The 15,470-nt window shown below is 46.3% G+C and carries 14 protein-coding genes; 9 read left to right on the top strand and 5 right to left on the bottom strand.

All coding sequences use genetic code 11. The features are described from left to right. Genes A2X74_RS04310 through A2X74_RS04300 form a run of 3 tightly spaced genes read left to right on the top strand, consistent with a single transcriptional unit; the run spans nt 1 to nt 3,323 of the window. Nucleotides 1-1,371 carry an MmgE/PrpD family protein gene (locus A2X74_RS04310; RefSeq protein ID WP_293624610.1) on the top strand — a complete coding sequence of 457 codons (1,371 nt, stop codon included), beginning with the start codon at nt 1-3 and terminating at the stop codon, nt 1,369-1,371. 54 nt (nt 1,372-1,425) lie between these two features. Next, a complete protein-coding gene (locus A2X74_RS04305) occupies nt 1,426-2,271 on the top strand; it encodes a CoA ester lyase (RefSeq protein ID WP_293624612.1) in 846 nt (281 codons plus the stop codon). Between the two features lie 59 nt (nt 2,272-2,330). Further along, on the top strand, nt 2,331-3,323 hold the full coding sequence (locus tag A2X74_RS04300) for a tripartite tricarboxylate transporter substrate-binding protein (RefSeq protein ID WP_293624614.1): 993 nt from the start codon (nt 2,331-2,333) through the stop codon (nt 3,321-3,323). Between the two features lie 101 nt (nt 3,324-3,424). On the opposite strand, the gene A2X74_RS04295 is transcribed toward A2X74_RS04300, so the two are convergent. From A2X74_RS04295 to A2X74_RS04285, 3 genes are read right to left on the bottom strand one after another with little or no spacing between them, the layout of a single operon-like run. Continuing rightward, nucleotides 3,425-4,048 (bottom strand): hypothetical protein, encoded by a 624-nt coding sequence (locus A2X74_RS04295; RefSeq protein ID WP_293624616.1) that lies wholly within the window; start codon nt 4,046-4,048, stop codon nt 3,425-3,427. Further along, the gene (locus A2X74_RS04290; RefSeq protein ID WP_293624618.1) at nt 4,045-5,292 is read right to left on the bottom strand and encodes a sialidase family protein; all 1,248 of its coding nucleotides are present in this window, start codon (nt 5,290-5,292) and stop codon (nt 4,045-4,047) included. Before A2X74_RS04290 ends, A2X74_RS04295 begins: the two co-directional genes overlap by 4 nt. Next, entirely contained in the window at nt 5,289-7,010 is a 1,722-nt protein-coding gene (locus A2X74_RS04285) for a phospholipid carrier-dependent glycosyltransferase (RefSeq protein ID WP_293624620.1), read from the bottom strand. Before A2X74_RS04285 ends, A2X74_RS04290 begins: the two co-directional genes overlap by 4 nt. A gap of 184 nt (nt 7,011-7,194) precedes the next feature. On the opposite strand from A2X74_RS04285, the gene A2X74_RS04280 reads away from it, so the two are divergent. Further along, nucleotides 7,195-7,524: a c-type cytochrome gene (locus A2X74_RS04280; protein ID WP_293624622.1), complete on the top strand. Its 330-nt coding sequence runs from the start codon at nt 7,195-7,197 to the stop codon at nt 7,522-7,524. 9 nt (nt 7,525-7,533) lie between these two features. After that, nucleotides 7,534-8,811 carry an NAD(P)/FAD-dependent oxidoreductase gene (locus A2X74_RS04275; RefSeq protein ID WP_293624624.1) on the top strand — a complete coding sequence of 426 codons (1,278 nt, stop codon included), beginning with the start codon at nt 7,534-7,536 and terminating at the stop codon, nt 8,809-8,811. 50 nt (nt 8,812-8,861) lie between these two features. Here the strand turns inward: A2X74_RS04275 and A2X74_RS04270 are convergent, their stop codons facing one another. Next, nucleotides 8,862-10,214: a DUF3422 domain-containing protein gene (locus A2X74_RS04270; protein ID WP_293624626.1), complete on the bottom strand. Its 1,353-nt coding sequence runs from the start codon at nt 10,212-10,214 to the stop codon at nt 8,862-8,864. Between the two features lie 32 nt (nt 10,215-10,246). Beyond that, the gene (locus A2X74_RS04265) at nt 10,247-11,653 is read right to left on the bottom strand and encodes a TAXI family TRAP transporter solute-binding subunit (RefSeq protein ID WP_293624628.1); all 1,407 of its coding nucleotides are present in this window, start codon (nt 11,651-11,653) and stop codon (nt 10,247-10,249) included. A 71-nt stretch (nt 11,654-11,724) separates the two neighbouring features. Here A2X74_RS04265 and A2X74_RS04260 point away from each other — a divergent pair, with 71 nt between their 5' ends. From A2X74_RS04260 to A2X74_RS04245, 4 genes are all read left to right on the top strand, one after another. Next, a complete protein-coding gene (locus A2X74_RS04260; protein ID WP_293624630.1) occupies nt 11,725-12,426 on the top strand; it encodes a pirin family protein in 702 nt (233 codons plus the stop codon). A gap of 65 nt (nt 12,427-12,491) precedes the next feature. Beyond that, nucleotides 12,492-14,039, top strand: coding sequence for an altronate dehydratase family protein (locus A2X74_RS04255; RefSeq protein WP_293624632.1), 1,548 nt, complete (start codon nt 12,492-12,494; stop codon nt 14,037-14,039). A 121-nt stretch (nt 14,040-14,160) separates the two neighbouring features. Further along, nucleotides 14,161-15,141, top strand: a complete 981-nt coding sequence (locus A2X74_RS04250; protein ID WP_293624634.1) for a DnaJ C-terminal domain-containing protein — start codon at nt 14,161-14,163, stop codon at nt 15,139-15,141. Nucleotides 15,142-15,146: 5 nt separating this feature from the next. Continuing rightward, entirely contained in the window at nt 15,147-15,464 is a 318-nt protein-coding gene (locus A2X74_RS04245; protein WP_293624636.1) for a chaperone modulator CbpM, read from the top strand. Nucleotides 15,465-15,470 lie beyond the last annotated feature (6 nt).

Below are 15,470 nucleotides of genomic sequence, written 5' to 3'. Positions count from 1 at the left end.
ATGACTACTCCGCATTTATCCAAGGCCTTAGCTACATTTGCTTCTGAGTTAAAAATTGGCGATATCCCCGAAGAGGTCATTGCCCGCACCGAAGATTTACTAGTGGACTGGTTTGGCTCTGCGATTGCTGGCAAAGGTTCGCGCCCGGTAGAGGCAATTACAAAGTTTGCACAAAGTATGGGTGGCTTCAATGACACCAACCCTGGCTCTGCTGAAATCCTCATTCACCGCACAACATCAAGCCCTTTCTTAGCGACATTAGCAAATGCAGCTGCATCGCATGTGGCTGAACAAGATGACGTGCACAATGGCTCTGTATTTCATCCAGGAACTATCGTATTTCCTGCCGCTCTCGCAACGGCTCAAGCCATAGATGCCTCAGGAAAAGATCTGCTCGTAGCCGCAGTTGCAGGATATGAGGTCGGCATTCGGGTTGGCGAGTTTTTAGGCCGCTCACACTACAAAACATTTCACACTACAGGCACTGCCGGCACCTTAGCTGCTGCAGCTGCTGTAGGTCATCTTCTTAAACTCAACCCAAGCCAAATGCTGCATGCTTTTGGTTCGGCTGGTACACAATCTGCCGGTCTTTGGGAATTTCTGCGCGATGCTGCCGACTCTAAGCAACTACATACAGCACATGCCGCCTCAACCGGCTTGATGTCAGCCTACTTAGCGCAATCCGGCTTCACTGGTGCTGAGCATATCTTAGAAGGTAAACAAGGTTTGGCTGCCGGCATGTCGAGTGATGCTGATCCAAGCAAATTAATTAATCGACTGGGAACGCGTTGGACCATTGCAGAAACTAGCTTCAAATATCACGCCTCTTGTCGTCATACCCACCCTGCTGCCGATGCCTTATTGCAAATCATGTTGAAACACCATCTCAAGCCTAGCGATATCGCCAAGGTAGAAACCTTGGTTCACCAAGGAGCAATTGATGTCTTGGGTCCAGTAATAGATCCTGCCACCGTGCATCAATCTAAGTTCTCTATGGGAACTGTATTAGCGCTAGTTGCCCACTATCAATTTGCCGGCTTACAAGAATTTGATCAACATTTTCATGATCAAGAAATTTGCTTATTCCGCGATCGCGTCACCATGATCTTAGATTCTGAGGTAGATAGTGCCTACCCCCAAAGCTGGATCGGCAAAGTCAAAGTCTATTTAAATAATGGTGAAGCATTAGAAGGTCGTGTTGATGAGCCCAAGGGAGACCCTGGCAACACCTTAAGCCGTGCTGAGATTACAGATAAGGCGATGCGTCTTGCTGCATTTAGTGGTGGCGCAAGCCCAAGCGAGATGAGTGCTGCTATCGAGCGCTTGTGGAATATCCGCAATCAGTCCAAGATAGGCCAATTACTCCCTTAACTTCAGAATCGTTTATTTTTTCTCTTTTGTTTCATTTTTAATAAAGCCTCATTGATGAACCCACTTGATACACCCCTTGGCTTTAGCAGCACCTTCTTATTTGTTCCGGGCACACGCCCAGAGCGTTTCACTAAAGCCTTAGATAGTGGCGCCGATGGCGTCATCATCGACCTAGAGGATGCAGTTGCTGAGGAAGACAAAGAGTCTGCACGCGCAGCCATTCGCTCTGCTTGGCCTACGTTTAGTGCAGAACAAAAAAAGCGTCTGATTATTCGCTCGAATTCTCCTGGCAGCCATTTTTATTCAGCAGATCTAATCTTGGCTCAAGAATTAGATGCAGCTTGTCTATTAATTCCTAAGAGTGAATCTCTCGACCAAATTAATGGCGCAGCACAAATCCTGCCAAACACTGCAATCATTCCGATGATTGAAACTGCTATTGGCCTTGATCGCCTTAATGAGATTGCAAACTCTGAGCAGGTATTACGTTTGGCTTTGGGCAATATTGATTTGCAGGCAGACTTGGGAATGGTGTGCGACCCCCAAGAATCCGAACTACATACGGCACGCTTTCAGATTGTGTTGGCCTCACGCTTGGCACAGATTGCCCCTCCAATTGATGGGGTTAGTCCCTCTACTGACAACATTGAGCGCATCACTGATGATGCGGAGCGAGCGAAAAGAATGGGCTTTGGTGGCAAGCTATGCATCCACCCAAAACAGGTTTCCCTAGTGAAGACCTCCTTTATGCCCACTGCCGCAGAAGTCTCTTGGGCGCATCGCGTGATTGAAGCGGATAAAGCATCTAAGGGTGGCGCAGTGAAATTAGATGGCCGCATGATTGACCGCCCAGTAGTCTTATTGGCGCAAAGAACACTAGCAATTACTGGTAAACCCTAAAGGCGATAGTAATTAAAAGTGGCAAAATTACTTCGCATTACACATTAACGGAGACTTAAATGAAATTAAAGAAAACTTTGCTAGCTAGCGTAGGAACGCTTTTTCTTGCCAGCGGCCTTTTATCGACACAAGCCTTAGCAGCGGATGAGCCATTTCCAACGAAGCCCATATCCTTGGTGGTTCCATTCTCAGCCGGTGGGCCTACAGATACTGTTGCCCGTTTGATTGCCGTACCAATGGGCAAATCACTTGGACAAACTGTCGTAGTTGAAAACGTTACTGGTGCAGGAGGCACAATTGCCGCTACTAAAGTAGCGCGCGCAAAACCAGATGGCTACATACTGTTTATTTATCACATCGGTATGGCAACTGCGCCAGCCCTGTATGACAAGCTCCCATACGATCCATTAGAGAGCTTTGAATACATCGGTCAAGTTGTTGATGTGCCAATGGTGCTCTTAGGTAAAAAAGATTTGCCAGCCAATAACTTTAAAGAACTCGAGGCCTACATCAAAGCCAATGGTTCTAAAGTAACTATGGCTAATGCTGGCCCAGGCGCAGTTTCTCAACTTTGCGGCTTACTGTTCCAAAGTCGTTTAGGCGTGAAGCTAACTAACATCCCTTACAAAGGTACAGGTCCTGCCCTTACTGATTTGTTAGGCGGTCAGGTTGATCTGCTCTGCGATCAAACTACTCAGACTGTTGGATACATCAAAGCAGACAAAGTGAAAACTTTTGGTGTAACAACACCAAAGCGCTTGCCAAGCTTGCCTAATATTCCTACTTTAGATGAGCAAGGCTTAAAAGGCTTTGACGTTAAAGTTTGGCATGGTATCTATGCACCTAAAGGCACTCCTCCAGCTGTAGTTGCCAAAATTAATGCTGCCCTGAAAGCTGCATTGAAAGATCCAGATATTAAGAAGCGTCTTGATGAGTCCAGTATTGATATTGTTTCAATGGATAAAGTCACATCACAATCTCTTAAGGCTCAAGTTGATTCAGAGCTCAATAAGTGGGGTCCATTGATTCGTAAATCAAAGATTTCTGATTAATCCTTAACCGGATCGCAAATGTTGTCAAAAGGCCAGCTTCTAGCTGGCCTTTTTTATTGCACCAATATCATCGGCAGGATCATTGCCTACTTTATAGTCAATTAACCCGCCCTAAAAAGATATCCTGACTGCGCCTTCTCACGACGCTTCTGATGGATTGCGCTGGGGATAGCAAGCAGAGCCCAAATGGCCAAGAAAGGATCCAAGAGATAGTCCCAGAGATTTGCTGACTCATGCCAATGGGCTGCCCAAGCAATGATTGCAACCGAAATAAGCCAAACACCCTTAGTCCATCCAGCTAGACCGCAGACAATGGCAAATAGAATAACGGCGCCCAAGAATCCAATGGAGCCATAGCCCCATACATAGGGATCGAACATTCCAAAGCCTAGCGCTAGGGGATAAAACACAATTGCAATGATTGCTAAAGGGGCTTTGAATCCCAGCGGCGTCTTTTGTGCAGCAGGCAATATGGAGCTCCACAACAAAAGCATTGTCACGATACTAAGCTCCCCAGTGACTCCACGGACATAGGCAGACAAAGGTAACTCAAGCGACATTCCCAGCGGCCAGAAAAATAGGTTGGCTAGTAATAAAACCATCAGCAGTCGAATTAAAAATGGGATCTCTAATGAGGATAGTTTTTGAAGAAGAATCATCAACACTACCGCACAAGTAATTGACATTTCAAGTAATGCAATGATTTGTAAATAAGGAGCCATCATTGCGCATCCTTTTCTTTAAAACTGCTTACGGCATAGTTAAACCAAGCAGCCGGAAAGTGCACATGCTTAATCTTTTGTCTATTCCAGGTATAGGCAAGATGGGCATCCTCACCATTCGCAGATACTAAATATGGGTATGAGAATTCTCGATGCAAGTTATTGAGCAAAGTCTCATCATCTTCAAGTACCTGAATCACTCGCCATTGAGTAGAGTTTGGCTCACACATCACCATTACCAATCGATAACGCGCTGCTTCAATATTATTGAGCACCATTAATTTTGTGCCATTAGCTAAAGTAAGTGCAGCAAGGGCTGAGTTTGGATTGGGAATTTCAAGATCTTTCGTTACAACCCATGACTGTCCAGCATCCTTGGTGTCACTGACGGGGATTTGCTTTGGCTGCGAGCTTGACCGTGTTTGACGGAAAAAAGCGCTTGCCTCTTGAGGCCCATCAGTAAAAACTGCAGGCTGAATCGCACTTCTACCAGAGCTCATACGTCGTTTATCAATAACCTGACTTGCCTCGATTCTGAGGAACTCCCCAAAGCGACCAATCCATTCGTGATAAGCGGGCAAACCCAAGCGGCCATCGGCAAATGGGATAGCCGGTGACTTTACCAAGGTGCTGAGATTAATTAAGGGTGAGCTAATCAAGCGCTGAGGCCGATCCCAAGTTAAACCCTCATCATCCGAGATCACTGAAGAGATTGAACTGCCTGCCCAACCTCCAATCGATACGGTGACAAAAAATAACTGCATGCGACCATCAGCCATTCTTACTGGAACAGGATTACCTAATTTAGCAATGTAACGGGACAGACCCTTTTCTGCACTAACTCGATCCATTACAACAGTTGGAGCACTCCACCTGGCTGCCTGTGGATCAAAAACAGATGTATTGATCACCACATCTGGTGCACCTTCGCGACTCCCTGCAAACCAGAAGGCTCGAATCACACCATCTTTCAGCGCAATTAAGGAGGCGGCATGCACTGAAGGAGCGCCAGTATCTGGCAACCAATCTATCCTGAGACTTGGCTGTGCGATCTTTGTTGGCGCAATATGTTTAAGATTCTTTGCTGGCTTTACATCCTCGATTGACTGAGGAACATCATCCGCTTGCTGCACACTGTGGACTGGATATTCACCTGCAAATGGAGCCCATATTGGGCGACTATCAATATGTAGATAGCCCAGCACAGAAGCAAGTAATAAAAAACAAAAAGCAACTACGCGGTTCATCGACAAGCGTCCTTACCTACCAATGGCAAGGTCATCGTTGCGGGTGTAGAAATTAAATACTCATTCACAAATAAATGCTCTCCAATATGGCCTTTAAGTATCGCCTGAATCTCAGCATCAGAATGCCGGGCCCGCATCTCCATACGCTTACCTACGATCTGGCAAGATTCACAAAGTGCTGGCTCTACACCTATTGACGACTGAACAGCCACTAATGGATAAGTATTGCTGAGCAAATCAATCTGGGTCGCATCCTTTGCCAAATAGCCATGCAATATTGCACCTGGTAACAAGAGTCGATACTCCTCATCTTTAGCGCGATAGTCACAAGGCACCCAAACATCTTTTCCTGCAACATCCTGAATAGTGGATTCAGAATATCGACCTAAAGCACCTTCAAGGGGTGACAGACTAGTGGTGAGTGCGCAATAGCAAAGAAAGCAACCCGCCAAAGCAATTACCTTGCTACGGTCTCGATGCAATATACCTAGCAATACCAAGGCAATTGAAGCCGCCATGAATACCCAATGCCATGGGGAGTAATTCCAAATGCCAGACTGGCCCAAGAAATCCGATAACTGTAAGTTTCCGCCAACCCAAGAAAGCGCAGAAAGCAAGATCAGCTGCAAAAGCAATGCAATCCAAAACCCCCATAAAGGCAATCGATCCCAGTAAATTGCAATAAGAGCAGCGAATACCGGCATCACTGGCAGCAGATATCGACCAGATCGCTGGCTTGGCAAACTAAACACAATAAAAAATGCCAAAGCCAAGAGGAGTAGCAAGCCCTCTTCAAGAGATATAAATCGACGCTCTCTCCAGCATTGAATCAAAGCAGAAATCAAAACGAAAGTGAAAAGACCAGCATTTGCTAGAGTCGTTAAGGCCAGCATCCAAATGCTATCCCCTCCACGCACTAGATCAAGCAGGTAATGCGAGCTCCGTGCCTCAAACTTGCCAGCGTTCTCACCCAGAACAAACTCTTTCCAAACTGCCTCTGGAAAAGGATCCAGCACAAACCAGAGCGCGAATATACCCAGAGCAAGTAGAGTAATCAAAATAACTTTATATAAGTCTCTCAATAAGACTTTTGGAATACTCCACTCTCGCCAGCGCCAGTAAAAAAGGCCTAAGGCAAACGCAGCAGGAACAATGTAAGCAAAGGACTTTGACAATAAGGCCATACCAAATGAGGCGCCCGCCAACAGCGGAAATAAGAGCTTAGATTCAAAAGCAGCTTTACCCCAATAGAGAAGCGCAAAGAATGGCAAGCTCAACCAAAATACTTCGGGAGGATCAGTGAGGAATGGGCGGCCATAACGATAGCTTGCAAAAAAAGAAAGCCACACTAAAGCTGCCAGCAGTCCGGTCTGCTTTTTTCCACTAAACCGAGCAACAGCCAAAAATAAGAAAAATGCTGTTAAGCCTGTATATAAAACACTAGGCCAGCGTAGCGCGAAAAGGCTCCAATCACTGCCCCAAGCAGTACTAGCGATACCCTCCCAAAACACCAGGGGAGGCTTAGTATTTTTAATACCATCCATCTCGGATTGAAGGGGTAGCCAAGCCCCAACATCCGCAGTCATCCGAACGATGTGCATGTAGGGATATTCATCCCCATTTTTTGGGGCGAAGCGACTATCTAAACCATAAAAGTAGGTGAATACACCTAGAAGAAGGATAAAAAGTGCATTTCGGTAAGTAAAAGAGCCACGCATATCGCTAGTTTATAGGTCTTGGGCTTAAAAGCTAAAAACTATCGGCATCAATACCCTCACTTTTTACTCTAAGCATATTGAAAATTCATCTAAGTAAAACCACCAATCTAATCACTATCTGATTAAGATACTATTTGTAAGCATCATTCTTAAAACTGCTGTGTGTATGACGGAGACTATCCCTATGCGAGTGAAGTACCTAAAACCTATTTTGGTGGCTGGCACCTTGATTGGCTTGAGCCAGTGGAGCGGCCTCAGCTTTGCACAGAGTGCTGAACAACTATACAACCGTAGCCTTGCTGCAACCTGCGCTAATTGTCACGGTACAGATGGCAAAGGTGTAGTTGACGGTGGGATGCCACTTATCAACAACTTGACCAGCCAAGAGATGCTGGCAAAACTCAAAGCCTACAAGTCTGGCGCCTTAGAGGGGACCATCATGCCCCAGCTAGCAAAAGGCTATACCGATGAACAACTCACCACTATTGCCAATCAACTTGGCAAGAAACAATAAGGAGGCGCCATGGATCGTCGACATTTTATAGGTCAGAGCGCTGCAGCAGTAGGTCTACTTGCAGGGTTGTCTACCCAAACAAAAGCAGCCAATTTACAAAAAGCAGAAATTCTCGTTATCGGTGGCGGATATGGTGGCGCTACTGCCGCTAAGTATTTGCGACTATTCTCAAACAACACAGCGCGAGTGACTCTCATAGAGCCAAATACCTCTTTTATCTCGTGCCCACTGTCCAATTTGGTTGTTGGCGGCTCACGAACTCTAGCTGAAATCACATCACCTTATGACACACTGAGCAAGCGTCATGGCATCAAGATTATTCAAGACAGCGTCAGCAGCATTGATCCGGATAAGAAAACAGTCACCCTTGCCTCCGGCAAAACTTTGCGTTACGACAAGGCTGTCGTGTCTCCCGGCATATCACTGAATTTCAAGAGCATTGAGGGCCTAGCACAAGCTAACAAAGATGGCGTAACCCTGCAAGCCTGGAAAGCGGGTCCTGAAACTGTTGCCCTACATAAACAAATCGCGGCTATGCGCGAAGGTGGTACTTTTGCAATTAGCATTCCAGAGGCGCCTTATCGCTGCCCTCCTGGACCTTATGAGCGTGCTTGCCAGGTTGCAAATTACCTCAAGCAACATAATCCTAAGGGTAAGGTATTAATTCTGGATGCTAACCAGGATGTCACCTCCAAAGGAGGTTTGTTTAAGAAGGTATGGGCCGAGCAGTACGCTGGCATTATTGAGTATCGACCTAAACATAATGTGGTTGGTGTAGACGCTAAAACCAAAACACTCAAACTGGAAGTTGCTGATGATGTGAAGGCTGACGTGTTGAATGTCTTGCCGCAAATGTCTGCCGGTGAAATTGCCATGAAGACAGGTTTAGCCAACTCCAATGGACGCTGGGTGAATGTGAACTTCCTCAACTTTGAATCAACAGCGCGTAAAGATATTCACGTCTTGGGTGACTCGATTCAGATTGCTCCAACGATGCCAAAGTCAGGGCATATGGCTAATCAGCATGCCAAGGTTGCTGCAGCAGCTATTGTTGCTGAACTCAGCGGCTGGGAAGTCAATCCAGCGCCAGTAGTCACCAATACTTGCTATAGCTTTGTTAATACCAGGGATGTGGTTCACGTGGCTAGCGTGCATCAATATGATGCTGAGAAAAAAACCTTCTTGCCTGTTAAAGGAGCTGGTGGCCTCTCACCGGCCCCAACCACTCTCGAGGGTGTTTATGCTTGGGGCTGGGCACACAATATCTGGGCAGACAGCTTGGGTTAATAAAGTATCTACGCTCATTAAAAAAGAGGCCTCGGCCTCTTTTTTAATGTCTAGAGCGATTTGCCCATCTCTACAATTCGCTTGCGTCGCCGCTTACTAATCAACAAGAAGATGATCGCGACCACTGGGGCTGCAATTGCGGCAACAATCTCTGGATGAATAGCAAGACCAGCCTCTTTGCCGCCTTTAGCGACATAGGCCAATAAACTCACTGCATAGTAAGTCAATACCAGAACTGACAAGCTCTCTACTGTCTCTTGCAGACGTAATTGCAAACGTGCCCGCTGATCCATGCTAGCAAGCAATTTCTGCGTCTGCTCCTCATTTACAAATTCAATACGAGTCCTCAAGGTTTGAGTAGTTCTCGAGATACGGTCAGACAGCTCTTTTAATCTACGCTGAGTCCAAATACAGGTACCCATCGCAGGCTGAAAACGCCGATCCATAAACTCCGATAAGGACTGCACACCTGGAATCGGAGACTCTGCTAACTCATATAAGTTCTTACTAAGCAATTGGCTGTATGCCTCTGAGGCAGTAAAGCGCAATCCATAGCCAGAAATCCACTGCTCGGCTCTTGAGGCTAAATGAGAAAGCTCACCTAAAAACTGTCCATCCTTTTCAGTATGGATACCAGGCTCGGTTTGGAGCTGAGAAATATTCTTAGAAAGATCTGCCAATTCCGACTCCGCACTTCTGAGTGGCATAGAGAGACTCTTCGCCACTGGGAATGCGATCATGGCTGCCATACGATAGGTTTCCGCTTCAGCAAGAGCTCGTGCTATACGACCAGCCTGTCGTGAGCCCAAAATATCGTGCGGAATAAAGTAAGAGATGAAGCCATCTTCATCCAAACTTAAATCCGTCCACAGTTGAGCTTTCTTACTCAACAAAATGTAACTTCCGAGTACGGTATTTCCACTAAAAATAGCGGAAACCTCTTGAGCTTCAGAAAATAGAGGACGATGCTCAAATGCGATATCTAATGCTGAAATTCTGTCGCCACCTGCCTCAACAATCGTTGGGCAGCCTAGGTCCTGAAATAATTTATCCAAGCTCTTTTCCAGAGCAAGGCGAGAGTCTAGCAGCGGCCCAGTAATTTTGACTGGGTTATGCACAATGGCCGCGATAGTTGCAAACTCACCATGCAACTCCCATTTGATCAGCACTCTCTGGGGCTCAGGAGTCAGGGTCAATATTTTGAAAGAGTGGTCCTGCTCATCATTGGGCACGCCCAATGCAGCGCTTAACTTTTGAATCCACGCAATCTGAGTTTGACGAGAATTTGCATCGAGCAGAAAAGATTGGGATAGCACTCTTTCGTTTGGCCACAGCGCAATTGGGGGGCGCGCATGGACCTCATCGTGCAGCTGTCTTCTGGCCGGGTGGTCGTAAGGTCTCATAAGGCGAATCTTTATTTAAGCAATATGTCGTATCAAATATCAACATTACCATCTTGGAGTTGATATGGTCTAGTATCTCGATTTAAGCAGTTCCGCACATAATCAATATTAGTCCTCAGAGTGTAGTAGTCGCCAGCCATGCTCTTGGGAACTTTTAGCTGGAGCGCTTCGTATTCCAAAAGATCCAGCTTTTTAAGATATTCATCACCAGAGACTGATGAGAAACCCTCAATCATCTCCTGCTCATAGGCTTTGAGAGTCCCATACAGGGAGTTAATCTTGCGTCGCATTCGCTTATTTCGATAACCAGGAAGACTAATGAGGGCTGGATAAGCGATCATGCAGAATGGTAAGAACACAAACAGTAAACGGTTGACGAGCTCTGCTAGCCAAAATGGGAAATAGGTCATTAACCAAGGCGAACCATTTTTTTCATAATGCAAAGCGACTGGGCTCTCCGGGAAATGAGAATCTCCAAAGAAAGGGAATTCTCCGCGCCGTGCAAAAAAATTAGCTTTACCGTTAATCTCGTGCGCCGCTTCTAAAAAAAGAAATTGAAGCGCAGGATGCATGCGATCATCAATCAATAGATTGGTCGTTGTTGATAACAACTGTATGTCAGTATCGGGATTATTTCTAGGCAAACTAAATCCACCAATAGGCACTTTTAAGGTATGCAAGTAAGGTAAGAGATGGGTATATGCCTGGGCTCGCTCAAATCCAGCGAGATGAATTTGTGGATCGCTCAGTAATGCTTGAACATTTTCTGATTGATAGCCATCAACCAAAAAAGCACCATCAATCTCACCCTTCTTTAGAGCATTTACTGCCTCATGATTAGGTAAATATAAGAAATGGGCTTCTTTCTGAAGTCCAGATGCCTCTATCAAGCGCGTAGCTTGAGAGTGGGTGCCACTACCAACAGCACCGATAGAAACTTTCCCTTTAAGGAAATATTTCATTTGACCATTCGCTTCTCTAAAATTAGACGCCTTAATTTCTGGCCCGCGATAAAAAAACCATATAGGCTCATAATCGACCGCACCTAGTGAATCAATACCACCAATTCCGTCGGGATTAAATGTCCCAGCCTGAACAAATGCTGCTTGCAAGGGATCTTTGCGATCAGCAAGGCGTTTTAAGTTTTCTTGAGCGCCCTTGGTTTTCACCAGCTCAAGCTTGATACCTTTTTTCTCAAAAAAAGCTGCATATTTTTTGGCCATCACCTCATATGAACCACCCTCAGTTCCCGTAGCCATTAAGACCTGTCTCGGAGGTGGTGGGTCGGCATATAACCATATGCCGACCAGTAGAATGAAGAGCAAAGCAAGAATTGGCCAGGCCTCTTGGAGAAACTGGACCAAATCCCTCCATTTTTCTTGGGCGGCCTCAGCAAAACCAAGGGCAGATTCTTTAATGTCTTGTTTGATACTTCCCATGGATGACCAATCAGCAAATATGTCAAAAGCTAATGATAATAGGCTTATTCGCTTTCCGAAAAGGAGCCAAGATGTTAGTCCTCAGAAAATGCCAAGAACGTGGCTATGCAGACCACGGATGGCTTAAAAGCTTTCATTCCTTCTCTTTTGCCGGCTACCACGACCCTCAATTTATGGGCTGGGGCAATCTAAGGGTCATTAATGAGGATCGAGTAGCGGCAGGCATGGGTTTTGGTAAACATAGCCACCGCAATATGGAAATCATCAGCTATGTTTTATCTGGTGAATTAGCTCACGAAGATAGCATGGGGAACGTGAAGGGCATTCCACCCGGGGATGTTCAACGCATGAGCGCCGGAACGGGGGTCACCCATAGTGAATTCAATCACGCTAAAGATCAGACCACCCACTTCCTGCAAATTTGGATTCAACCAAATGTTATGGAAGTTCAACCCAGTTACGAGCAAAAATCCATTCCACTCTTGGACAAGCAAGGTAAGCTTTGCTTAATTGCATCCCCTGATGGCGAGGGTAACGCGGTCAAAATTCATGCCGATGCCAAAATATATGCAGGTTTATTTGATGGGTCCGAATCCCAGAAATTAGAACTCAATCCAGAGCGTAAAGCCTACGTTCATCTTGTGAAAGGCTCTTTACAGGTCAACGGCATACTCCTGTCCACTGGTGATGCGCTATTGATAGAAAACGAGAGCAATCTACTAATCGCTAATGGTAAAGATGCTGAAGTCATTATCTTTGACCTGAGTCATTAAAAATTTAGTGTTTGAGTCTTACGATCAGTATGTAAATAACAACCCGAAATAAGCATAGAAACTCAATGATTGAAATCTCAGAGAAGCGCCTAATTGGCCCCATTATTCGACTCCACCCCAACGACAATATTGTGGTTGCACGGGTAGATGTGGCAATTGGCGAAGTGGTGCCGAGCGAGAATTTCACGAGCCGCAGTCAAGTGCCAGCAGGCTACAAAATTGCAGCTCAGAAAATTCTCAAGGGTGAGCCGATTCTGAAATACAACGTGACCGTAGGATTCGCCAATACCGATATTGAGCCTGGCACGATGGTTCATAGTCATAACACGGAGTTTCGTGAATTCGATCGCGACTATGCCTATGCTAGCGAATATAAACCCACTACCCTTTTACCAGAATCTGAACGTGCGACTTTTCAAGGTTACGTGCGCGCTAATGGCAAAGTAGGTACACGCAATTTCATTGGCATTCTATCTACTGTAAATTGCTCCGCAACTGTAGTGAACAAAATTGCAGCGTGGTTTACCCCTGAACGTTTGAAAGATTTTCCTAATATCGACGGGGTGGTTGCATTTAGTCATGGTATTGGTTGCGGAATGGAAATGAGTGGCGAGCCAATGCAGCTGCTGCGCCGAACTATGGCTGGATACGCACAGCACCCCAACCTGGCTGCCGCCCTGATCATTGGCTTGGGTTGTGAGCGTAATCAACTCAAAGGATTGATGGATCAAGAAGCTTTGCAAGAAAATTCCACTTTGCATACTTTCATCATGCAAGAGACTGGTGGCACACGCAAAACAATTGAAGCAGGAATTGAGGCTGTAAAAGCACTCCTCCCAGAAGCTAATAAAGCAAAAAGGCAAACCGTCTCTGCAAGCCACCTCTGCGTTGGTTTGCAATGCGGTGGATCGGATGGCTTCTCTTCGATTACCGCTAACCCAGCCTTGGGTGCAGCAATTGATATTTTGTCGCGCCATGGTGGCACTGGCATTCTCTCTGAAACGCCAGAGATTTATGGTGTTGAACACACGCTTACTCGCCGAGCAGCAAGCAAGGCCATTGGTGAAAAATTAATCCAACGTATTCGCTGGTGGAAAGATGAATATTCTGTTGGCCGCGATGTTCAGATCAATGGACAAGTCAGCCCCGGAAATCAAATCGGTGGCCTAGCTAATATTTTTGAAAAGTCCCTTGGCTCATCCATGAAAGGTGGAACGGGACCGCTAATGGAAGTGTATCGATATGCAGAGCCAGTTACAGCTAAAGGCTTTGTATTTATGGATACGCCTGGTTTTGATCCAGTCTCAGCGACAGGTCAAATTGCTGGCGGTGCTAACTTAATTGCGTTTACCACAGGGCGTGGCTCCATGTTTGGATCAAAGCCAGCGCCTTGCATCAAACTTGCCACCAATACACCGATGTATGAGCGACTTACCGAAGACATGGACATTAATTGCGGTGAGATCTTAGATGGCACGGTTTCAGTTCAGGAAATGGGGCAACGGATTTTTGAGCTCTTCCTGAGAACAGCCTCAGGAGAGGCCTCTAAAAGTGAACAACTGGGTCTTGGAGATTATGAATTCGTACCATGGCAAGTTGGGGTCATGAGTTAAGTTCAGCCTCAGGAGAATGGTAGTTCTAGGCGGGCTTAATGCCCGCTTTTTCTTTGCCCAAAAAGAAGCTGAGGGATTGTAGAATGAAGCTTATTGATTTAATCAGGACTTCATTAGGATTATGAAATTCAGGGACTACTACGAAACACTCGGTGTAGCACGTGGTGCAACCGAAGCAGAAATTAAAGCGGCTTACCGCAAGCTAGCCCGTAAATATCACCCAGATGTGAATAAAGAAGCTGGCGCAGAAGAGCAATTTAAAGCTGTTGGCGAAGCCTACTCCGTACTGAAGGACACCGAGAAGCGTGCGGAATACGATCGCATGGGTTCCAATTGGCAAAATGGTCAAGATTTCACTCCACCTCCAAACTGGAATGAAGGCTTTGAATATTCCGATGGTAACTATGGTGGCGGCCATGGTGGATTTGGTGGCGGCTACGAGGGTGACCAAAGCGAATTCTTTGAATCTCTTTTTGGCAGAGGCCGCCATACTCAAGGCGGACGAGGTGGCAACCCACGTCAAGGCATGAACTTTAAAGGCCAAGATCATCATGCCAAAATCTTGATTGATCTTGCTGATGCCTATAACGGCGCAAAACGCACTATTTCCCTGCATATGCCTACGCAAGATGCCAATGGTCATGTCAGTACACAGGAACGCAAACTTGATGTCAGCATTCCCAAGGGCATCAAGGCTGGGCAGAATCTACGCTTAGCTGGGCAAGGCGGTCCAGGTATGGGTACAGGTGGTGCAGGTGATCTGTACCTTGAGATTGATTTTCATGCAAACCCCACTTACCGCGTCGACGGAAAAGATGTTTATCTGGATTTGCCGTTAGCCCCATGGGAAGCTGCACTAGGTACAACCGTTAACATCCCCACCCCTGCGGGCTCCACTCTGGAATTAAAGATTCCAGCTGGCACAGCAACCGGTCGCAAGATGAGGCTCAAAGGAAAAGGTATCCCCAGCAAAGAAGCTGGTGACTTATACGTTGTACCAAATATTGTTTTGCCTAGCGCCGACACCGATGCCCAGAAAGAAGCTTATCAATCTCTAGAGAAAGCTTTTGATTTCAACCCCAGAACCCACCTGAAGGGATGATGAATATGACACAAACAAAAATCACCTGGATTGAAGGTAGTCTTGTTGAGGAAGAAGTGCACATGAGCATCGTGGAAATTTCACAGGCCACGCGTGCACCAGAGGATCTCATCATGTCATGGGTAACAGAGGGCGTCTTGAGTCCCACCGGCTCCTCACCTGAAGACTGGCGTTTTAGTGGGGACTCTCTCAAGCGTGCAAAAACTGCCGCTCACCTGACACATGACCTCGAACTCAATACCCCTGGGGTTGCCTTAGCGCTTGATCTCCTAGATGAAATCACTCGCCTACGCAGCCAACTGCTTCGTAGCAATTTAGGTTAATTGCGA

It is taken from the genome of Polynucleobacter sp. GWA2_45_21 (assembly GCF_001830325.1).
Lineage (GTDB): Bacteria > Pseudomonadota > Gammaproteobacteria > Burkholderiales > Burkholderiaceae > Polynucleobacter.
Note: the sequence above shows the minus strand (reverse complement) of the source record. Positions and strands in the feature narration are given on the sequence as shown.